At 60.1% G+C, this 20,932-nt stretch carries 19 protein-coding genes and 1 tRNA gene; 8 read left to right on the forward strand and 12 right to left on the reverse strand.

Annotated features, from left to right (window positions below; all coding sequences use genetic code 11):
* Positions 1-264: 264 nt before the first annotated feature.
* Entirely contained in the window at positions 265-471 is a 207-nt protein-coding gene (locus ASC90_RS10515; RefSeq protein WP_056539353.1) for a hypothetical protein, read from the reverse strand.
* A 517-nt stretch (positions 472-988) separates the two neighbouring features.
* Here ASC90_RS10515 and ASC90_RS10520 point away from each other — a divergent pair.
* A tRNA-Lys gene (locus ASC90_RS10520) sits at positions 989-1,064 on the forward strand.
* Between the two features lie 103 nt (positions 1,065-1,167).
* On the opposite strand, the gene ASC90_RS10525 is transcribed toward ASC90_RS10520, so the two are convergent.
* Positions 1,168-1,374 (reverse strand): hypothetical protein, encoded by a 207-nt coding sequence (locus ASC90_RS10525; protein ID WP_056539356.1) that lies wholly within the window; start codon positions 1,372-1,374, stop codon positions 1,168-1,170.
* A 652-nt stretch (positions 1,375-2,026) separates the two neighbouring features.
* Positions 2,027-2,308: a hypothetical protein gene (locus ASC90_RS10530; RefSeq protein ID WP_056539359.1), complete on the reverse strand. Its 282-nt coding sequence runs from the start codon at positions 2,306-2,308 to the stop codon at positions 2,027-2,029.
* 220 nt (positions 2,309-2,528) lie between these two features.
* Here ASC90_RS10530 and ASC90_RS10535 point away from each other — a divergent pair, with 220 nt between their 5' ends.
* From ASC90_RS10535 to ASC90_RS10560, 6 genes are read left to right on the forward strand one after another with little or no spacing between them, the layout of a single operon-like run.
* Complete coding sequence (locus ASC90_RS10535; protein ID WP_056539362.1) at positions 2,529-4,421, forward strand: peptidylprolyl isomerase; 1,893 nt, start codon at positions 2,529-2,531, stop codon at positions 4,419-4,421.
* Positions 4,422-4,435: 14 nt separating this feature from the next.
* Positions 4,436-5,452 (forward strand): anthranilate phosphoribosyltransferase, encoded by a 1,017-nt coding sequence (gene trpD, locus ASC90_RS10540; protein ID WP_056539365.1) that lies wholly within the window; start codon positions 4,436-4,438, stop codon positions 5,450-5,452.
* Between the two features lie 9 nt (positions 5,453-5,461).
* Complete coding sequence (gene trpC / locus ASC90_RS10545; protein ID WP_056539367.1) at positions 5,462-6,274, forward strand: indole-3-glycerol phosphate synthase TrpC; 813 nt, start codon at positions 5,462-5,464, stop codon at positions 6,272-6,274.
* Between the two features lies 1 nt (position 6,275).
* Positions 6,276-6,776: a cyclic pyranopterin monophosphate synthase MoaC gene (moaC, locus tag ASC90_RS10550; protein ID WP_056539370.1), complete on the forward strand. Its 501-nt coding sequence runs from the start codon at positions 6,276-6,278 to the stop codon at positions 6,774-6,776.
* A complete protein-coding gene (gene glp / locus ASC90_RS10555) occupies positions 6,773-7,996 on the forward strand; it encodes a gephyrin-like molybdotransferase Glp (RefSeq protein WP_056539373.1) in 1,224 nt (407 codons plus the stop codon). Before moaC ends, glp begins: the two co-directional genes overlap by 4 nt.
* 52 nt (positions 7,997-8,048) lie before the next feature.
* On the forward strand, positions 8,049-8,477 hold the full coding sequence (locus ASC90_RS10560) for an ACT domain-containing protein (RefSeq protein ID WP_056539376.1): 429 nt from the start codon (positions 8,049-8,051) through the stop codon (positions 8,475-8,477).
* Here ASC90_RS10560 and ASC90_RS10565 read toward each other — a convergent pair whose 3' ends face one another.
* The 9 genes from ASC90_RS10565 to ASC90_RS10605 all read right to left on the reverse strand — a co-directional run bounded on the left by ASC90_RS10565 (position 8,478) and on the right by ASC90_RS10605 (position 18,623).
* Positions 8,478-9,167, reverse strand: a complete 690-nt coding sequence (locus ASC90_RS10565; protein WP_082519869.1) for a 50S ribosomal protein L11 methyltransferase — start codon at positions 9,165-9,167, stop codon at positions 8,478-8,480.
* A 25-nt stretch (positions 9,168-9,192) separates the two neighbouring features.
* Positions 9,193-9,624 (reverse strand): GNAT family N-acetyltransferase, encoded by a 432-nt coding sequence (locus ASC90_RS10570; protein WP_056539379.1) that lies wholly within the window; start codon positions 9,622-9,624, stop codon positions 9,193-9,195.
* Between the two features lie 32 nt (positions 9,625-9,656).
* Positions 9,657-11,540, reverse strand: a complete 1,884-nt coding sequence (locus ASC90_RS10575; RefSeq protein ID WP_056539382.1) for a DEAD/DEAH box helicase — start codon at positions 11,538-11,540, stop codon at positions 9,657-9,659.
* A gap of 98 nt (positions 11,541-11,638) precedes the next feature.
* A complete protein-coding gene (locus tag ASC90_RS10580; RefSeq protein ID WP_056539384.1) occupies positions 11,639-13,498 on the reverse strand; it encodes an adenylate/guanylate cyclase domain-containing protein in 1,860 nt (619 codons plus the stop codon).
* 6 nt (positions 13,499-13,504) lie between these two features.
* Positions 13,505-14,041: a FecR domain-containing protein gene (locus tag ASC90_RS10585; protein ID WP_056539387.1), complete on the reverse strand. Its 537-nt coding sequence runs from the start codon at positions 14,039-14,041 to the stop codon at positions 13,505-13,507.
* Between the two features lie 336 nt (positions 14,042-14,377).
* The gene (locus ASC90_RS10590; protein ID WP_056539389.1) at positions 14,378-16,006 is read right to left on the reverse strand and encodes a CTP synthase; all 1,629 of its coding nucleotides are present in this window, start codon (positions 16,004-16,006) and stop codon (positions 14,378-14,380) included.
* A 140-nt stretch (positions 16,007-16,146) separates the two neighbouring features.
* The gene (gene secG, locus ASC90_RS10595; RefSeq protein ID WP_056539392.1) at positions 16,147-16,653 is read right to left on the reverse strand and encodes a preprotein translocase subunit SecG; all 507 of its coding nucleotides are present in this window, start codon (positions 16,651-16,653) and stop codon (positions 16,147-16,149) included.
* Positions 16,654-16,757: 104 nt separating this feature from the next.
* Complete coding sequence (gene tpiA / locus ASC90_RS10600) at positions 16,758-17,528, reverse strand: triose-phosphate isomerase (protein ID WP_056539395.1); 771 nt, start codon at positions 17,526-17,528, stop codon at positions 16,758-16,760.
* Positions 17,529-17,738: 210 nt separating this feature from the next.
* The gene (locus ASC90_RS10605) at positions 17,739-18,623 is read right to left on the reverse strand and encodes a phospholipase (RefSeq protein ID WP_056540212.1); all 885 of its coding nucleotides are present in this window, start codon (positions 18,621-18,623) and stop codon (positions 17,739-17,741) included.
* Between the two features lie 218 nt (positions 18,624-18,841).
* Here ASC90_RS10605 and parE point away from each other — a divergent pair, with 218 nt between their 5' ends.
* Positions 18,842-20,929 (forward strand): DNA topoisomerase IV subunit B, encoded by a 2,088-nt coding sequence (gene parE, locus ASC90_RS10610; protein WP_056539399.1) that lies wholly within the window; start codon positions 18,842-18,844, stop codon positions 20,927-20,929.
* Positions 20,930-20,932 lie beyond the last annotated feature (3 nt).

Raw genomic sequence — 20,932 nt, forward strand, 5'->3', positions numbered from 1 at the left:
CAATACTGGGCTCGGGATCGAGCGCATGCTCCACGTATTGGTTTCTGCACCGAATCCCTCAACCGGTGCGATCGCGACATCAGAGCAAGCCGCAATCCCGGCCGACGCTGCGTCGCGGAACGGGTGATAGGAATTGCCATATTACAACAGTGCGAAAGCTGCATGTTGGACTTCCGCGCTGTGTGCACCCGCCACGCACCTTGTTCCAGCACGCAGCGCTCAGGAACATATCGCCAGACCTGATTCGAATGGCATCAAAGTCGGTCACGCGTCAAAATCGGCCAAAACGGGCGGCCGACGTTTAGCGGCCATTAGCAGATCAAGTTCGGTTGCAGATGGTCCGAACTTCTCATAGAGGCGCTTAGCCTCGCCTTCATCCAGCCGATATCTGCGGGTGAATTCGTTTAGGCTGTACGGACGCCCACGCAAAACTTTTCGGGTTGCTGAAGCATTCTCAATCAGGCTTGTCATGGCAAATCTCCCTGTCCATGAAAGGGTAGCTAGTGCGCAGTTTGCGTTTGTGAAGTGCTGTATGTGGTCCTTAGAAATACTTGATTCAGTTCGATATTTTTGTGGAACATTTTGTCCTGTGGCGCATTTGGGACATGAGATTGTCAGCCGTCCCGAAGAAGTTCTCGTTACTTCCGCAATCTCTCATCCCCCAACTTTGACAAGCGCCTAGTGGCGCTTTTCTTTTTATCGGTCGAGCCAGACGACATGTGAAGCCAACGAGACTCAGCGTCGAAAATATCGCTGCAGGTAACCTACCGCGAGCAACACATGGAGCGCGGTCGCTAAATCAGAGGGCAAGCATTGACGTTCCAAAGCGGCAACAAGTGTCCCCCGCCGGGAAGCTTGAGTTTTCAGTGGACTATCGGCGCAAGAAATGTGCCTGGTTCGCAGGAAACGATGTTTTTTCGGTTGACCGCAATCGGTCGCCTGCATATGTTCCGCCAACTTCCAGCCGGGCAGAGTTTCCGGCAACAGGGAGAGCGTAGCTCAGCTGGTAGAGCAACTGACTTTTAATCAGTAGGTCTCGGGTTCGAACCCCGACGCTCTCACCACAGGATCATAGATTCGGTGGGTTCGAAAACCGGGCGACGACCTGACGGGAACGCAGCATCCTGGGGAGGTCGAATCTCATCACTCATTGTCCCCTGTTTTTGCTCAATGAGCCGTCGCCTTCTTGTTGGCGAGCAACAGTATGTAGTCATCCGCAGCATCGGCAATTGCCATAGCCACCTCCGCAGGCGCCCATCCCTTAAGCTGTGCCTCCCGAATGATCTGATGAAGTGCGGGCTCGACGTCCGCACGGCAGTCGAGCAGGCGTTGATCATGGGCAGTGTCATTGTGGACTGATTGGAGATTAATCATGACTGGGTACCCCTCATGTGCAGGAAGCCACCATGACATAGATTGCAGGTTGAGCAAGCAAATGCTGAAGGAATGCAGAACTTTCGTTTGTGTTGAGGTTTTTTGACGACACTCTGCCGGATGGAGGCGTGATGAATACACGCAATCACGCTCGAAAACATACGAGCAAGAGCATCAACCGCTGGTCGGGAAGGTCTCGCAGACACAAAGCCGGCACAAAAGGTGACAGAAATTGGTATGGTATTTACATTACTGTCATACATTAACGTATAGCAATTGGTATGCATGAGACCCTTCCCGAGGAGGGTCTGCGCATTTTCTGATCGCGAGCATCAGGCGCACCGATCTCCAAATCGGAGGACCAAGTGGGCAAGCTGGACATGATGCTTTTGCTGGCTCAATGACGTGCCGGTCTATTTCGTGTCCGACTATGTCAAGTCAGCGCTCAATCCCTACTCCACACAGCGTCGAGTTTTTTTTAATAAAACGTCCGCAGGTTGTGCTTACGCGACGGGTTTGGCAGGCTGCGATAAGTCGACCTCTCCAGATGTTGTCTGGCTTGCCAAGAGACAGCGGGGACCCGATCAATCGCCTTTTAACGTGAAAAGCCGAGAGCCACCGCGCCCGGCCTCGTCATGTACTGTCCGTTTTTTTATCGGCGGCTCATCAATCCGAAAAGATAGGCAACACCCGCGGTAACCGCGAGCGCGAAGATCGGTTCCTCCCGTACCTTGTCGCGGACGCGTTCCGTCACGACCGATGCTTCATCGGCAACAGCGGTCTTGGCACCTTGTCCCAAAGCGACCACGCTTTCGGACAATCTCGCCAAATCCTCTCGCAAGGCTGCGACCTGCGCGGAAAGATCGTCTGCTGCGATGTCCGCCTTCACGCGCGCGGTTGCGGACTGGGTGGAGGCGGTTTTCAAATCGGCCATGTTTTGCTCCTCTTTTTCTGGATGCTGTTGAACGAACTAGCCGTGCCAAAGGTTCCGAAACGGCGGTTTTTTTGTTGCATTCGGGACTCTCGGAACACCTGCCGGTATCGTGCCAAGGTTTTCCTGCGATAAGCCTTCATTTCCTGCCGGCTTTGTTCTAAGGAACGTCAAATGCTTTGCCCGCGAACGGGCGAATATATAATGCGAGGTTTGCGTTTCGATGTTCGATCTTCTGCGAAGAGCTTCCCGGACCTGGGCTGCCAAGCTCCTCATGCTGCTCCTTGTTGCCTCATTTGGCATATGGGGCGTGTCCCATTCACTGATGACGGGCACCAACAGCACCACAGTGGTGAGTGTCGGCGATCAGCAGGTTGACGTCAACGAGTTCCGGCTGGCCTATCAGCGGCAGGTCGCCAATGTCAGCCAGCAAGTCGGTATGCGTCTGACACCAGACCAGGCGCGCGCGTTCGGTGTCGAACAACAGGTATTATCGCAACTGGTTGCCGGGGCTGCACTCGATCAGCTTGCAGAGGACATGAAACTCGGCCTGTCGCAAGACCGCCTCGCGCAGCTGATTGGTGACGATCCGGCGTTCAAGGCCGTAAACGGCCAGTTCGACCGCACGCTCTTCACCTCACGGCTGCGCAATGCCGGCATCCGCGAGGACGATTATATCAAGGAGCGCAGCAAGGTCGCCGTACGCAGCCAGATCGTTGATGCCGTGTCGAATGGCTTTACAGCCCCCAAGACGCTGGTCGATGCGCTTAAGCTCTACCGCGAAGAAACCCGTGGAATTGACTATCTGTTGTTGACCAATGCGAACATCGAGCCGATCAAGGCGCCGGCCGAAGACGTGCTGGCCAAGTGGTTCGAAGGCGCAAAGCCCCGCTATCGCGCGCCTGAATATCGCAAGATTGCCTATCTGAAGCTCCAGCCGGATGATATCGCCGACGTTGCCTCCGTGACGGACGAGCAAATCCGCGAAGACTTCGACAAGCGCAAGGATACCTATCGCACGCCGGAAACGCGTACGATCGAACAGCTCACTTTCCAGAGCAAGGATCTCGCAAATGCCGCCGCTACGGCGCTGAAGACTGGCACGACCTTCGATCAGCTGGTCACGGATCAGGGCAAGACGGCAAGCGACGTTTTGCTCGGAGAGTTCTCTAAAGACAAGGTTCCGGATCAGTCCGTCGCAGACGCTGCGTTCGCCGTCTCCAGAAATGGCGGCACGACGCCGGTCGTTGATGGTACGTTTGGACCGGTAATCCTGCGCATCAGCAATATCAAGCCTGAGAGCGCCAAGGGTCTCGACGAAGTCAAGGAGGAGATCCGCAAGCAATTGGCCATCGCCAATGCCTCCCAGGAACTCATCAACATTCACGACCAGATCGAGGATCTGCGCAGCTCCGGCTCGACGCTCGAACAGATCGCGGCGCAGTTGAAGCTCAAGGCCGTTTTGATCGACGCTGTCGACTCGACGGGAATCGACAAAAGCGGCAACGAGATCAAGGACATTCCGGCAAAGCACCAGGTCCTTGCTGCGGCCTTCCGGACAGACGCTGGCGCCGACTCTCCTTCGCTTTCGATAGGCACGGACGGCTATCTTTGGTTCGACGTTCGTGAGGTAACGCCTGAGCGCGATCGCCCGCTCACCGAAGTTCATGACAAGGCCGTCGCCGACTGGACGGCTGAGCAGCAGAAGGTGGAGCTGGCAAAGAAGGCCGAGGAACTCAAGCAGCAGGCAAAGAAGGGGGCGTCCCTCGCCGATCTCGCCGCACCTCTTGGTATCACGGTCGAAAACAAGACCGGCATCACGCGTGGAACCGAGGACGTGGTTCTTGGCCGAGCTGGTGTAACGGCCGCTTTCTCCGGCCCCATCGACACCGTCGCGAATGCTGTCGGCGGGGATCCGACGACGCAGATCCTGCTGAAGGTCACCGAAGTAAACACCGAGCCGACCGGCGATGTCCTGAACAACCAGGATCAGCAGATCACCGCGATGGCCAATGCCGCTGGGGATGATATTCTCGATCAGATGGTCAACCTCCTGCAGACGCAGTATGGCGCCTCCATCAACCAGCCGCTCGCCGAACAGGCGGCCGTCCGCTAAGGGAGCGAAAACGCATGACCGATCTGAAGCCGCTTCTGGCGAAAGCCGCGAGCCGCGAGCCGCTGACCCGCGAGGAGGCCCGCGAAGCTTTCGACATTCTGATGTCGGGCCAGGCCACCCCTTCTCAGATCGGCGGCTTCCTCATGGCGTTGCGGGTTCGCGGCGAAACCGTCGATGAGATCGTTGGCGCCGTGACGACCATGCGTGCCAAGATGCTGACCGTCGAAGCGCCTGCCGATGCGATCGATATTGTTGGCACTGGCGGAGACGCCAGTGGTACCTACAATATATCGACCCTCGCGGCACTGATCGTCGCGGGAGCAGGCGTGCCGGTGGCGAAGCACGGCAATCGGGCGCTGAGTTCGAAATCCGGCGCAGCTGACAGTCTTGCCGCCTTGGGCGTCAAGCTGGACGTAAGCCCAGCGATAATCTCCCGGTGCATTCGCGAGGCCGGCGTCGGGTTCATGTTTGCGCAGCAGCATCACTCTGCCATGCGCCATGTTGGCCCATCACGTGTCGAGCTTGGCACGCGCACGATCTTCAACCTTCTCGGCCCTCTCTCCAATCCCGCCGGCGTCCGCTACCAGTTGCTGGGCGTATATGCGCCGCAGTGGGTTGTTCCGATCGCCGAAGTCATGCGCGATCTGGGGTCTGAGAGCGTCTGGGTTGTTCATGGCAACGGCCTCGACGAAATCACGACGACGGGTACGACGAGTGTTGCGGCCCTGGAAAACGGCAAGATCCGCACCTTCGAGCTGTCACCCGCGGATTTCGGCGTCGAACCGTGCCAGCTCGAAGCCATCAAGGGCGGTGACGGCGTGGTGAACGCGGCTGCTCTTCGAAAGGTCTTGAGCGGCGCCAGGAACGCTTACCGGGACATCGCACTCGCCAACGCGGCAGCCTCGCTGGTGATATCGGGCAAGGCCGAGGTACTCCGCGACGGAATGAAACTTGCGACCGAATCGCTCGATAGCGGCGCGACCGCTGCTGCTCTGGACAAACTCATCGCCGTTTCGAACGATATCGACTAGGATGAAGCCATGACCGATATCCTGAAGAAAATCGAACTGTACAAGCTCGAAGAGATCGCTGCTGCCAAGGCTAAGGTGTCGCTGTCCGATCTGAAGGCGATGCAGGCCGATCAGTCTGCGCCACGCGGCTTTTACCATGCACTGGTCGCCAAGCGTGATGCCGGCCAGTATGGCCTGATAGCCGAGATCAAGAAGGCGAGCCCGTCCAAGGGTCTGATCCGTCCGGATTTCGATCCGCCGTCGCTGGCAAAGGCCTACGAGCTCGGCGGCGCTGCCTGTCTCTCCGTGCTGACCGACACGCCGAGCTTCCAGGGAGCGCCGGAGTTCCTGACCGCGGCACGTGCCGCATGCAACCTGCCTGCGTTGCGCAAGGATTTCATGTTCGACACCTATCAGGTGCACGAGGCCCGCGCCTGGGGTGCGGATTGCATCCTGCTGATCATGGCCTCGCTGTCCGATAGCGACGCCGAGCGCCTCCAGGACGAAGCGTTCGGGCTTGGCATGGACGTTCTCGTGGAGGTTCACGATGCCGAGGAGATGGAGCGAGCGCTGAAGCTCTCCTCGCCGCTTGTCGGCATCAACAACCGCAATCTCAGGACTTTTGAAGTGAGCCTCACCGTTAGCGAGCAGCTTTCGAAAATGGTGCCGGACGACCGATTGCTCGTTGGCGAGAGCGGCATTTTCACCACTGCCGACTGCAGGCGTCTGGAGGCTGCCGGCGTCAACACGTTCCTCGTCGGCGAAAGCCTGATGCGCAAGGACGATGTGACGGCCGCAACCCGGGCGCTGCTTTTCGGTGACGCCGCACTGGCGGCCGAATGACATGAGTACTGCGGGACCCGGTCTCACGCATATCGGTGTGTCTGGCGAGGCGCACATGGTCGATGTCAGTGACAAGACCGAGACGATGCGCATTGCCACTGCCGAAGGCCATGTGAAGATGGCGCATGCGACCCTCGAGTTGATCCGCCGTGGCAACGCGAAGAAAGGCGACGTCATCGGGACTGCTCGTCTCGCAGGTATCATGGCGGCGAAACAGACCAGTAGTCTCATTCCGCTGTGCCATCCGCTGATGCTGACCAAGGTTTCTGTCGAGATCACCGAGGATGACGCCCTGCCCGGACTTAGCGTGACGGCGACCGCCAAGCTCAGCGGCAAGACTGGCGTCGAAATGGAAGCACTGACAGCCGTTTCGGTTGCATGCCTCACGATTTACGACATGGCCAAGGCCGCGGACAAGGGCATGGAGATCGGCGGCATCCGACTGTTGGAAAAATCAGGTGGAAAATCTGGCGATTTCCGGCGGGCGGAGCATTCGGAATGAACATGCTGTCTGTCGTGGATGCTCAAGAGCGGTTGCTTTCAAAAGCCCGGCCGGTCGAGGTATCGCAGATCGTTGGCATATCCGAGGCTGAAGGCCGTGTTCTGGCTGCGGATTTGTCTGCCAGGCTGACGCAGCCACCCTTTGATGCTTCCGCTATGGATGGGTATGCGCTGCGACGCGAGGATGCGCCAGACCCAGGCGCCGAATTGAAGCTCATCGGCACGTCCTCGGCCGGTCACGCCTTCGAAGGTGTTGTCGGCAAGGGCGAGACCGTTCGCATCTTTACCGGCGCACCGGTTCCGACGGGCGCAGACAGTGTATTGCTTCAGGAAGACGCGACGAAAACCGACGGCGGCATCCGGACGGCGTTCCCTGTGCGTCAAAGCCAGCATGTCCGCCCCCGCGGTCAGGATTTCGTGGAAGGCGAGATGGTGCTGAGCGCGGGATCGGTTCTGGACTTCTCCCGTCTGACGGTGGCTGCCGGCATGAACCATGCGACGATGAGCGTGCTACGCAAGCCACGCGTGGCCCTTCTTGCCACGGGCGATGAACTGCTCCCTCCAGGGAGTGTGCCTGGACCTGCGCAGATTATTGCCTCCAGCACATTCGGTGTTGCCGCCCTCTCCCGCACGGCCGGCGCCGAAGTCCTTGATCTCGGCATTGTTCCCGACGACAAGGCTGCAATCAGCGCCGCCGTCGATCGTGCCAGGGACGCAAAGGCCGATATCATCGTTACGCTCGGCGGTGCTTCGGTCGGCGATCACGACCTCGTACAGGCGACGCTGCTGGCGTCTGGTATGGAACTGGATTTCTGGCGGATCGCCATGCGCCCGGGAAAGCCGCTGATGGTGGGTAGATTCGGAGACATCCATGTCCTCGGTCTTCCGGGAAACCCGGTTTCGTCGCTCGTATGCGGGCTGCTTTTCCTCGAGCCGCTAATCCGCAAACTTGCCTCCTTGCCGCCGGTCAAGCGAGCGGCGACGGTCGAGGCCGCGGTGACGCTTCGTGGCAACGATCATCGGCAGGACTACGTTCGGGCGCGCCTGGTGCCATCATTTTCGGGAACTCTGCAAGCCGAACCGTTCGAAAAGCAGGATTCGTCAATGATGAAGACATTCGCCAACGCCGACTGTCTGATCGTGCGACCGCCACAGGCCCCGGAACTGCTGGCGGGCAGCCCCTGCCCCGTCATGATGCTCCGACCGGACCTGATCGGCTGAAGCAGGCCGCGATCTGCCCCATGCTTGTTGAAGCCTATTAAGGGAGGCTCGGATGACAACGTCGCCCCAAGTCGCTCGCGAAATCGGCGCCATGCTTTCCGGTATGACCCCAATGCTCGCGGACGGAGAATTTATCTACTGCACCACCACTGACGAAAACATTGCGGGCCGCGCTTGTGGTGGAGCACTGGCGTGGTTTCGCGAGAAGGAAGGCGTTTCGCTCATTCTCGCGCGAACTCTCGCCGCTGACTTTGGTTTCGCCTGTGACATGCCGATGCGTCGCATCGTTCTGGAAGTCTTCTCGTCGCTTGAGGGCGTTGGTCTTACAGCTGCAGTTGCGAGTGCACTGAGTGCTTACGGCATTCCCTGCAACATGGTGGCGGCCTATCACCACGACCACATTTTCGTGCCGTCGGACAAGGCTGAACTTGCAATGGAGATTCTGACCGAGCTGCAGCAATCGGCATCTGCCTGCTGTTGATCAGTCCGCGATCGTGAACACACCGCCGAGCACGATTCTGCCTTCCAGAGCGTTTCCGAAATCCGGAACCATGTATTCGGCGATGAGCCGCAGTCGGCTCTCTGGCAAAGTCGCTCTGCGCGGATCTCCGATAAGCACGTCGATACCAACCGTGCGGCACGCAGCGAGGAAAGGCAGCGCTCTTTCGGCAAGAGCCTGATCATAGAAGAGGTCACCGGCAAGGATGATGTCAACCGCGGGAGGCGGTCCGAGCAACAAATCGTCATGCAAAGTCTCGACGGCCACACGGTTTGCCTCTGCGTTGAGCGCAACCGCTGAAATGGCGTTCTCGTCGATGTCTGCGGCCGTCACTCCGGCAGCGCCGCATCTCGCGGCTGATATCGCCACCACCCCGGAGCCTGCTCCGAGATCGAGAACGCGCCGACCGCGAACGATATCCGGATGCTTGAGAATATGGTGTGCTAGCACGGTGCCCCCGGCCCAGCCGTAGGCCCAGTACGGCGGCGGGTCGTTGGACTTGCCGGCGCCGAGGCGCGAAAGACCGCTGCCGGGATGGGCAATGTATAGGAGGATGCTAGGCAGGCCCGGCGCTGGTTGTAGTCGAAGATTGGCGACAATGAATGCGCACGTGTCCTTGACCGGCAATTCACCGCTCTGTGCGCCACCGCTACCAAGGAACTGCCGTCTCACGGCCTTTGCCCCGCGATGCTCGCGCTCAATAGTTCTTCATTGCCCTATGAGGCATACCGCCATCCGGAAACTCTTCACCGTACGCGGTGAAGCCGAAGCGTTCGTAGAGCGCTACCTTGTCGCTTTGAGCTGTCAAATAGAACCGGTTGTCGCACACCGAACGGTGTTTCTTCATCGCGAAGTCGATCATAGCACTGGCAATTCCGTGCCCGCGGCAGGCAGCATCGACCGCGACGCGGCCGATCTTCACATGCTCGTCGGCATGGATGACACGCAAGGTCCCGCGCACCTCGCCGTCGGCCAAAGCGACGACGTGATGCGCGGCGAGGTCATCGGCGTCGAACTCTTCGTCGGCAGGAACATTCTGTTCGCTGACGAAGATGGCGCGCCGTAGCCTGAAGGCTTCGTTGCAAAGCGTGCTGAAGACTGGCACGGCCAGGATCGCTGCATCTGTCATCGAACGCCTCGTTCTATCGGCGGACCGCTCGGTCAGCCCTTCTTTTTCGGAAACTTCGGCTTTGGGCCGCCATTGCCCGGCTTGCCTTCGAACTTCGGCTTACCCGGCTTCTTTGTCCAAGGCTTGCTGTCGCGCCGTTCGTCATTGGCTCCATGCGCGGGCGCTGCATCGCGACGGTCGGTTTTCTTGTAGCCGTCCTTCGGACGATCATCGCGACGGTCGTCGAAATTCTTCTTGCCGGCATAAGGCTTGGATGCTGCCGGCCTGTTGAAATCCGGCGTGCCGTCAAGCTGCGTAACACGGATGCCGCGCTCCAAGGCCTTGTTCGGACCTATCGACTGCAGGAACGTGCCGGCGCTATCGGCGGCGATCTCCACGAAAGTCTCGTCCTGCTGCATCTTGATCGCACCGATCTCGCGCTTGGTCACGTTGCCATTGCGGCAAAGCATCGGAATCAGCCAACGCGGTTCGGCGTTCTGCTTGCGGCCGACCGAAACCGAGAACCAGACGCTGGCGCCGAAATCATCACGTGGCCCCTTCTGGCTGGGTTCGCGCGGACCATCGGTATTTTCGCGGCGCTTGCGGTTACCATCGTCCTGGAAAGAGATTTCAATCAGGTCTTCCGGAGCTGACTGGTTCGACCGGTAGAGGCTGACGAAGGCATTGGCGAGCTTCTCGGCCCCGTGCGCGGCGAGCAGCCGCTTGACGAGTTCGTGCTCGTCCTCATCGGGAACCTGATGGAAAATCGGATCGGCGATCAGCCGTTCCTCGTCGCGTGAACTGACCTCTTCGGCAGACGGCGGGCGGCCCCAGGAGGCCGAGATCCCGGCATTATCCAGCAGACGCTCGGCCTTGCGCCGAGCATTGAGAGGCACGATCAGCGCACTGACGCCCTTGCGGCCGGCACGACCTGTTCTCCCGCTGCGATGAAGCAATGTATCCGAATTGGTCGGAAGGTCAGCGTGGATGACGAGGTCAAGGCCGGGCAGGTCGATGCCGCGAGCCGCTACGTCCGTTGCGATGCAGACCCGGGCGCGCCCGTCGCGCATCGCCTGTAGCGCATGGCTGCGCTCGTTCTGCGTCAACTCGCCGGACAGGGCTACGACATTGAAATTGCGATTGTGAAACCGAGCCGTCAGATGATTGACGGCCGCACGCGTCGAACAGAAGACGATCGCGTTGGTTGCTTCGTAGTAGCGCAGCACGTTGATGATCGCGTTCTCGCGATCGCTAGGGGCGACGACAAGCGCTCGATATTCGATGTCGATGTGCTGCTTCTCTTCCGCCTTGGTAGCAATGCGCACAGCGTTGCGTTGATAGCTTTTCGCAAGCTTGGCGATGGCCGCGGGAACCGTCGCAGAAAACATGAGCGTCCGGCGATCATCCGGCGATGCTTCGAGAATGAACTCGAGGTCTTCGCGGAAGCCGAGGTCGAGCATCTCGTCGGCCTCATCGAGCACGACGGCCTTCAGCACCGACATGTTGAGCGCCCTGCGGCGAATGTGGTCGCACAGACGACCCGGCGTACCGACGACGATGTGGGCTCCGCGCTCCAGCGCACGGCGCTCGCTGCGGATATCCATGCCGCCGACGCAACTGACGATCACTGCACCGGTCATTTCGTAGAGCCACTCCAGCTCGCGTTTGACCTGCAGCGCCAGTTCGCGCGTCGGCGCGATCACCAATGCCAGCGGTTCGGCGGCCGGAGGGAAACGATCCTCGCCCTCAAGCAACGTCGGTGCCAGCGCCAAGCCGAACGCGACGGTCTTGCCGGAGCCGGTCTGAGCCGAAACGAGCGCGTCCGAGGCGGCGAGCGCCGGATCGAGCATCGATTTTTGAACCGGGGTCAGCTCGGAATAACCGCGCTTTGCCAACGCCTTGGCGATCGCCGGTACGACGCCGTTGAGATCTGTCATCTTGTCTGTCTTTCGGAATTTGCACGCGCATGTTGCGCCGTGGCCGGAACCTGCCGGCTGAAATGTTGTGCCGTTCCTACTTGGTCAGGCGGCAAATGTCAAAGCGGATGTCCGTGCCACAGCCAGACGGCGACGCTTTCCGTCCTGCCACGGATCGGCGTTTCCAACGGACCTTCCAAATGACCGGACTGCAGAGGACTACTTTCCGGACCAGCCGCGTTGACCAGAGCCGAGCTCAGCGCGAGTTCGGCTCCCTGTGCAGCCGCGACCTCCATCAATCTGCTGGCAACGTTGACTGTATCGCCGGTTGCGGTGATTTGTTGGCGACTTCCGGTGCCAAGACGCGAAGCGACAATCGGGCCGCAGTGCGCACCGATCTTGAAGCCGATCTCTCGACCGTTCAGTCCAGCCTGGTCCGCGATCCAGGGTCGCATGCGTTCGCACAGCCGGACTGCACAGGCGGCGGCACGCGCAGCATCGTCGGCGGCCGGCTTCGGGAGGCCAAAAAGAATCATCGCCCCGTCGCCCATGAAGCTGGTGATTGCACCGCCGTGGAACCGGGCTTCTTCGTCGACCAGTTCGAAAAAACCGCTGAGTACTTCCCGGATATCGGTTGCGCCGATTGCCTCGCTCAGTCCCGTAAAACCGGAGAGGTCGATGAATACAACCGCCGCATCCTGCCGAACGGGTTCCGCCAGGAAATCGGGGTCACGGGCCAACCACTCCCCGAGGCCCGGTGCTTCGATGCGTTGGAGCAGATCGCTCTGGGCTGCGAAATGCGACGCCTTGCGTCGATCGATCCAGAGTTCGGTCGCACCGAAGAGAAGCACAGACGGCAGGGCTGCTGCTATGGGGAGGGCCGCGCTGAACCAATAGCCATGGGCAAAGGCCGCAACATTCAGGGCGGCCCATACGAGCGTCACGGCGGCGATGATTGCGTAGCCGATGGCACTCCGCCGCCATGCCAGAAGGCCGACAAGAAGGAGAGGCAGCACGACGGCGACCAGCGCGTCTACCAATCGGACATTGCGATCCCTGATGATCCCGTCGCCCGCAATCAGATGGGCGATTGCTGTCGACATGACCTCCACGCCGGGTAATACGGGATCGAAGGGCGTCGGAAAGACGTCGCCGCCTCCGGTTACGGTAGAGCCGATCACGACTATTCCGTCTTTGATGGCTTCGGGGGGCAGCTTTCCATGAAGTACATCCGCGGCGCTGAATGTCGGGATGGTGCCGCGTGGACCATAGAAGGTCAGCGGAAGCCGCTGTCCGTTATCCGTTGGCAGGTGGCGGTCCCCGAGGGTCACCTCATCCGGCTCGAACGCCGGGTTGATGCCAAGTGCCAACGACGCAGCGCGAAGCGGCAGCGATGCGTCCACCCGATCAGACCCGCGGGAAATCAGCGGAATGAACCGTGGGATGCCGGTCTCGTCGGTTGTAACATTGACCACGCCCGTCGCGGCGACGTCGGAAAAGCGACGGAGCGGCAGGAGCATCTCGCTGGCGATGGGGATTGCCGCCAACGGATCGTCGCCGTCGCTCGAGGCGGTTTCCATGCTCTCGGGAAACACGCCTGCTGCGGCAATCACACTTGGAACCTGCTGCAACGCCGCCACGAGCGCCGCATCGCCCTCCTCCGGTCCGGGATCGACCAGCAGGAGGTCGAGGGCCACGACCTTCGGTCTTAAGGCATTGACCGCGGCCACCAGGCGAGCAAGGGATGCACGGCTCAGCGGATAACCGTTTTCGACAGCCGTCCGGTCATCGATGGCCACGATGCTGACAACGGGCGGCGGCTCTCTGGTGCCGATGACCGTGCTTCTAAGATCCGTGAACGACGCCTCGATGCGCTCCAGGAAGCCGGTATTGCTGTCCAGATTGAGATAACCGAGAAATCCGCCCCATGCAGCGGACAGAAGCAGCGCCACAGTGATGACAAACTGTCTGGTCGTCATCCGGGGCTACTGGCCGAGACGGGCAAGCAGCGCCGCTGCGCGCGCGGGCGGCCAACGGCGCACCGTCAATGGCTCGCTACTACCCTGCACCACATCGACGCCCTCACCGACCGACAGGACCACGGTAGGCCGTGATGCGGTGCGACCGACGGCAACCCGCCCGCGCACGACGAAGACGGACGTCGTGCCGTTCTTGACGTCGACAGCCCAACGCGTGCCGCGCACCGCGGCGATGGCCTGCGGAGTAACAACGCGAAAGCCCTCGGTGCGTCGCGTCCGATCGACATCGACAAGCACCGCCCTGTTGCGCAACGAAACAGCATCAGGGCGCCCGTCACGATTGCTATCCACGATGTTGAATCGCGCGCCGCCTTCCGCTGTGATCGTTACGCCGTCGGCGCAGCGCATCACCTGACGCGTTGTTCCAGCGATACGCTGCAAAAGGCAGCCGCCGGATTGAGCGACGGCCGTGTCAGCGACTGAAAAGTATGCCGCAGCGATACCCACCGAAAGGGCGATAAGCCTCTTGGTCACCATAACCATATCTGCTCCCGACTGATGATACCGATCTGGACGCTGTTTTTCGCTCACGAAACAGCCACCATACGCTGATTGCTGCAGCAAGTATGCCAAAACGTCAACGGCAATCCGCCGCAGGCCCGGTATGCAAAAGCGCAAGGCCGTAGGCTGAATCGCGGTTGCAGGAGATCGGGCTCTCAACGACAGCGTTGCGGCGGCCTACTTCCGTGGGGGCATACCGAAGCGCACAGCATTCGAGGTCGGTCGACGACAGCCACGCTGAAGGGTTCCGGTGGCAATAAAAACCCGCAACGCTCGGCTGCGGGGGTAACTCATTGCAAGATCCGAAGCCGGTACGGGTTAGACCAGTCGGCTCTGCTCCGTCGCCGCTTCGATGAAGCTTGCAAACAGCGGATGCGGGTCGAGCGGTCGGCTCTTCAGTTCCGGATGGTACTGGACACCGATGAACCAGGGATGATCCGGATATTCGACAGTCTCAGGCAGAACGCCATCGGGCGACATACCGGAGAAGACAAGGCCGCAGTTTTCGAGCTTGTCCTTGTAGTCGATATTGACTTCATAGCGGTGGCGATGGCGCTCGGAGATATCCGTCGATCCGTAGATGTCGGAGATCTTTGTGCCCTTCTTCAGCGAAGCCTTGTAGGCGCCGAGGCGCATGGTGCCACCGAGATCGCCCGCCGCGTTGCGCTTCTGCAGTTCGTTGCCTTTGATCCACTCGGTCATCAGGCCGACAACCGGCTCCTTGGTCGGGCCGAACTCCGTCGACGATGCCTGCTCGACTCCAGCCAGATTGCGGGCAGCCTCGATGACTGCCATCTGCATACCGAAGCAGATGCCGAAATACGGCACCTTGCGCTCACGCGCAAAACGCGCCGCATGGATCTTGCCTTCCGAACCGCGCTCGCCGAAGCCGCCTGGAACGAGGATGCCGTGCACCTTTTCAAGGTACGGCGCCGGGTCTTCCTTTTCGAAGACCTCCGATTCGATCCATTCGAGATTGACCTTGACGCGATTGGCGATGCCGCCGTGATGCAGTGCCTCGATCAGCGACTTGTACGCATCCTTGAGACCGGTGTACTTGCCGACGATTGCGATCGTAACTTCGCCCTCCGGCGTGCGGATGCGATTGCACACATCGTCCCACGCATCCAGACGGGGCTTGGGAGCTGGCTCGATGCCGAAGGCAGCGAGGACTTCGTTGTCGAGGCCTTCCTTGTGATAGGCGATCGGCACGTCGTAGATATTGGCAACGTCGAGCGCCTGGATGACGGCGGACGGACGAACGTTGCAGAACAACGAAAGCTTGCGGCGTTCGGCTTCTGGAATTTCCCGGTCGGCCCGAACAAGCAGGATATCGGGATGAATTCCGAGCGCCTGCAGTTCCTTGACGGAATGCTGCGTCGGCTTGGTCTTCAGTTCGCCGGCAGCCGGAATGTAAGGCATCAGCGTCAGGTGAACGAAGATCGCCGTACCACGCGGCAGATCGTTCTTGACCTGCCGGATCGCTTCCATGAACGGCATCGCCTCGATGTCGCCGACCGTACCGCCGATCTCGCAGATGACGAAGTCATAGTCGTCATTGCCTTCAGTGACGAAATCCTTGATCTCGTTGGTGACGTGCGGAATGACCTGAACGGTGGCGCCGAGATAGTCGCCGCGGCGTTCCTTGTCGATGATGTTCTTGTAGATGCGGCCAGTGGTGATGTTGTCGGTCTTGGTCGCCGAGCGCCCAGTGAAGCGCTCGTAGTGGCCAAGATCGAGGTCGGTCTCTGCACCATCGTCGGTCACAAAGACCTCGCCGTGCTGGGTCGGGCTCATGGTGCCCGGATCCACGTTCAGATAAGGGTCGAGCTTGCGGAGCCGCACCCGATAACCACGGGCCTGCAGCAACGCTCCGAGAGCTGCGGCCGCAATTCCTTTACCGAGAGAGGAAACCACGCCGCCAGTGATGAATACGTATCGCGCCATGGGAGTCACCGGATACCTTTTCAAAAACGATTCCACCAGCCCAAAAATTCATTTCCTGAATTTTTGGCGCCAGCGCGAAATCTGAACAAAAGAAAACCGGCAGACCCGAGAGCCTGCCGGCGGTGTATGTCTGCTGCCGCTTACTGTCCGCTAGGCACGGTCGCGGGCGATTGGGACGGAGCAGCTGGTGTGGTCGCCTGCGGTGCAGCCGGAGCAGTCTGAGTGGCCGGAGCAGCTGGCGGGGTCGAGGGCGTTGCAGCCGGTGCTGCGGGAGCAGGAGCGGCCTCGCCGCCTGTCGGGACGCCGTTGCCTGGCTGGGCCGGTGCTGCCGGAGCGGCTGCGCCGTTCTGGCCGCCGAGCGAATCGAGAATGCCCTTGCCCTGGCCGCTCGTTGCCGGAATGCGGTTCAGGATATCCGTCGGACGGCTTTCATAGCGGTTGAGGATGCCAAGGCCGAGCGAGGTGATGAAGAACAGCGTCGCAAGGATCGCGGTCGTGCGGGTAAGCGCATTGGCCGTGCCGCGGGCGGACATGAAGCCCGAGCCGCCGCCGATGCCGAGACCGCCGCCTTCCGAGCGCTGGATTAGCACGACGCCGACAAGCGCCAGCACGATCATGAGATGAATGACAATCAATACGGTCTGCATGGGTCCAGTCCTGCCACGCGAAGCGGGCATAAAGTAAAATTCTGGCGCTCTTTACATGAGGTGGTCCGCTATTCCAAGCCCTTCAGTCTGGAATATACACGGCTCTAAGCAAGCAGCGCTTCGTATGCGCCGTAGATGGCGAGGAAATCGGTCGCATTCAAGCTCGCACCGCCGATCAATGCACCGTCGACATTGGCGACGCCCATCAGCTCTCTCGCGTTGCTCGGCTTGACTGATCCGCCGTAGAGAATGCGGATCTTCTTGCCGTTCTCGCCGAAGCGAGCGACAAGTTCCGAACGCATGAAGGCGTGGGCCTTCTCGACATCCTGTACGGTCGGCGTCAAGCCTGTGCCGATAGCCCAGACCGGCTCGTAGGCAATCACCGTATTTTCAGGCGTCGCACTTTCCGGCACGGAGGCCGAGAGCTGCCGCTTGATGATATCGAGCGTCTGGCCCGCCCGGCGTTCGTCCGCGGTTTCGCCGATGCAGACGATGGCTGTGAGGTCGGCCGCGGAAGCCGCCTCCGCCTTGGCGCGGACCAAATGGTCCGTCTCGGCATGGTCGGTCCGGCGTTCGGAGTGTCCAACGATGACGTGGGTCCCGAAACAATCGGCGATCATCTCGGCGGAAATATCACCGGTGTGAGCGCCGGAAGGATTCTGGTGGCAATCCTGTGCGCCGATCGCCAAAGCACTATCCGTGCAAAGAGCTGTGGCGACGTAGAGCAATGTTGCCGGCGGGCAAATCAGCGCCTCAACCTTTGCTGAAAGCGGACCCGAGACGCCTTCGGCTATCGCTTTTATCTGGTCAAGCGAGGCACGAGTGCCATTCATTTTCCAGTTTCCCGCAACGAGCGGGCGTACGTCAGGGGTCATGCCAGCCTTCCCAATTTTCTGTATCCAGCGGCCTTAGCAAAAGCATACGGGGAAGGAAAGGTTTTCGACCCCTACGCAAGGGAAATAACGGCGACTTGTCGCGCAAATGCTTAAAATTTGGAGGTTGTGTTGCCTAAAGTCTGATGTCGGATCTCTGCACTACTGAATGTTTAAGCTCGCCGATGAAGATGCTCCTTCCGTCTCGGAAGGTCAGGAGGCGAGGATCCAGTTTAGCGCCTTGCGCCAGTCGATCATCCGGATCGGCGTTCCGTGGTTGCCAGTTTGATAAAGCGTGAAATGCGTCGGGTACTTCGCCTTGGACAATTTCTCGAAAAGCGCCTGCTGGTCGGCTGCCGGGTAAACCGGATCGCGGCTTCCGTGCGCGAACCAAAGTGGAAGCTTCGCCTTGTAGAACGCGCTTTTGGCGAAGTCCGGATCGGTCACGCCGCTCATGATGACCATGCCCCCCAGGCGTTCAACGCTGGCGGGATCACGGCTGATACCCCAGCAGATCTGGCTGCCCATGGACGCACAGGCGAGGATCACGGGATTGCCGGAGGATTGCCTGCTCGCATGGCGGATCAGGCCGGCAACGACGGCGACGCTGTCGCTGTCAAGGGTCTTGATTGTTGGCGAGTAGTAGACACCGCCATTGCCCGCAACCAGGTTTTTAAGGCGGTTAAAGTTTCCGCCGAAGGTATAGTCGTTGGCGCCCAGGCGCCGATCACCGTCGCGTCCATGGATGAAGATGACAGTAAATCGAGCTCCCGTGGAAGGTCCCGTCCTGGTGACATCAAGCTTTCGGCCGTCCAGCGACAGAGCTTCGTCGGCCTGAACCTTGCGGACGCCCAGCGACACATAATTTCGCTGGGCGCGCTTTTGCGGGATTTGGTCGCGGCCGTTGATGTCGCGCATCTCGTCATACTCGATGATCTCGAAGGCACCATCTTGGCCGGTCTCCAGCACATTTTGTGTGGAAAACAGTTCGTCCTTGTAAGGCGGCAACGCGCCGGCGGCCCAGCTCTGGGCTGTATCCACCATGAAAAAGACCGCAATTGCGGCGCAAAGACCGTAATGACTTGTGGACATTCGCATGCGCATGGTTCCCTGATGCCTTTGGCCGCTTGCCATTCCGGGTCCGCCAACGCAAATCATTTCCTGAGAAAGTCCGCGTGACAAGGCGGCGTCGCGTATCGAGGTGCTTTCTGGCAAACTCTGTCTGATTCGCAAGCGTGACATGAAATGCGGTGATTTTGGGTCAGGCTCGAGCGCAAGCGGCCTGCCCGCGACAGGATGAAGATCTGAACAGCCCCATGGACGACAGCAACGACCTCTTTTCCGGATTGCCCTCGACACAGAAGCAAGAGGAGGCACCCAAGGCGACTGAGCCCGCTGCAAAGCCGGCAACGGCAGTCCCGGCCGCGCCGAGCCCGGCTGCGATGTCGCGACCCGCGCCGTCTAGCTCGACCTCTGAAGACTACGGGGCGTCGTCAATCCGCGTTCTGGAAGGCCTCGAGCCGGTGCGCATGCGCCCCGGCATGTATATCGGCGGCACAGATGAGAAGGCGCTTCATCACCTGTTTGCCGAAGTCATCGACAACTCGATGGACGAAGCGGTGGCGGGCCACGCCAATTTCATCGAGGTCTATCTTGATCGCGAGGGATTTCTTACTGTCAGCGACAACGGCCGCGGCATTCCGGTTGAGAACCATCCGCAGGTGCCGGGCAAATCGACACTCGAAGTCATCATGACCAAGCTCCACGCCGGCGGCAAATTCGACGGCAAGGCCTACGAGACATCCGGCGGTCTGCACGGCGTCGGGGTCTCGGTCGTCAACGCGTTGTCGGACGTGCTGGAGGTCGAGGTTGCACGCAATCGCAAGCTCTACCGTCAGCGCTTCTCCCGCGGCCTGCCGCAGGGAGAACTAGAAGAGCTGGGCGACGTCCACAATCGCCGCGGTACGCGCGTCCGTTTCCACCCCGATCCGCAGATCTTCGGCGACCACGCCAGGTTCGACGCCGGACGCGTGTTCCGGATGGCCCGCTCGAAGGCCTACCTTTTCGGCGGCGTCGAGATTCGCTGGAGCTGCGAGGATGGCGTACTGCCGCCCGGTTCCGACGTGCCCGACAAGGCCGTCTTCCATTTCCCTGGTGGCCTGCGAGACTATCTCCAGGCGACGATGGGCAAGGAATTCACCGTCACCCGCGAGATCTTCGCTGGCAAGACGGAGAAGACCAGTGGCCACGGTTCGCTCGAATGGGCAATCACCTGGTATGGCGGCGATCCACAGGTTCATTCCTATTGCAACACCATCCCTACGCCCGAAGGCGGCACGCACGAGGCGGGCCTTCGCATCGCGCTCACCAAGGGCCTGAAAGCCTACGGGGAGCTGACGCAGAATAAACGCGCTGCGCAGATCACCACCGATGACGTGATGATCTCTGCGGTCGGCATGCTGTCGGTCTTCATCCGAGAGCCCGAGTTCGTCGGCCAGACGAAGGACAAGCTGGCGACCGTGGAAGCACAGCGCATCGTCGAGAACGCGCTGCGCGATCCTTTCGACCACTACCTAGCCGACAATCCCAATGAGACAGCAAAGCTGCTCGACTGGGTGATCGAGCGCGCCGAAGAGCGTCTGCGCCGCCGCAAGGAAAAGGAAGTCAACCGCAAGACCGCAGTGCGCAAGTTGCGCCTGCCGGGCAAGCTCGCCGACTGCGCGCAGAACACGGCCGCCGGCGCCGAACTCTTCATCGTCGAAGGTGACTCAGCCGGTGGTTCCGCAAAGCAGGCGCGCAACCGCTCCAATCAAGCAATTCTTCCGCTGCGCGGCAAGATACTCAACGTCGCCAGCGCCGGTCGCGAAAAGCTCGGCGCCAACCAGCAGCTCTCAGACCTCGTTCAGGCACTCGGCTGCGGCACACGCTCGAAATATCGCGAGGAAGACCTTCGCTACGAACGTATCATCGTCATGACCGATGCTGACGTCGACGGCGCCCACATTGCTTCCCTGCTGATCACCTTTTTCTATCAGGAGATGCCAGAACTCGTGCGCGGTGGACATCTGTTCCTCGCAGTTCCGCCGCTCTACAAGATCACGCAGGGCGCCAAATCGGCCTATGCCCGCGACGACGTTCATCGACAGGAGTTGATGGAAACCGAGTTCAAGAGCAAAGCCAAGGTCGAGATCAGCCGCTTCAAAGGTCTTGGCGAAATGCTGCCGGCGCAGCTCAAGGAAACCACGATGGATCCGCGCAAGCGTACGCTCCTGCGCGTCCTGATTGATGAAGTTGACTTCGAGGGCACGCGAACAGCTGTCGACGATCTCATGGGAACGAAGCCGGAGGCGCGCTTCCGCTTCATTCAGGATCGCGCCGCCTTCGCTGAAAACCTTGATATTTGATGG

The sequence above is a fragment of the Rhizobium sp. Root1220 genome, assembly GCF_001426265.1.
Taxonomy (GTDB): domain Bacteria; phylum Pseudomonadota; class Alphaproteobacteria; order Rhizobiales; family Rhizobiaceae; genus Rhizobium.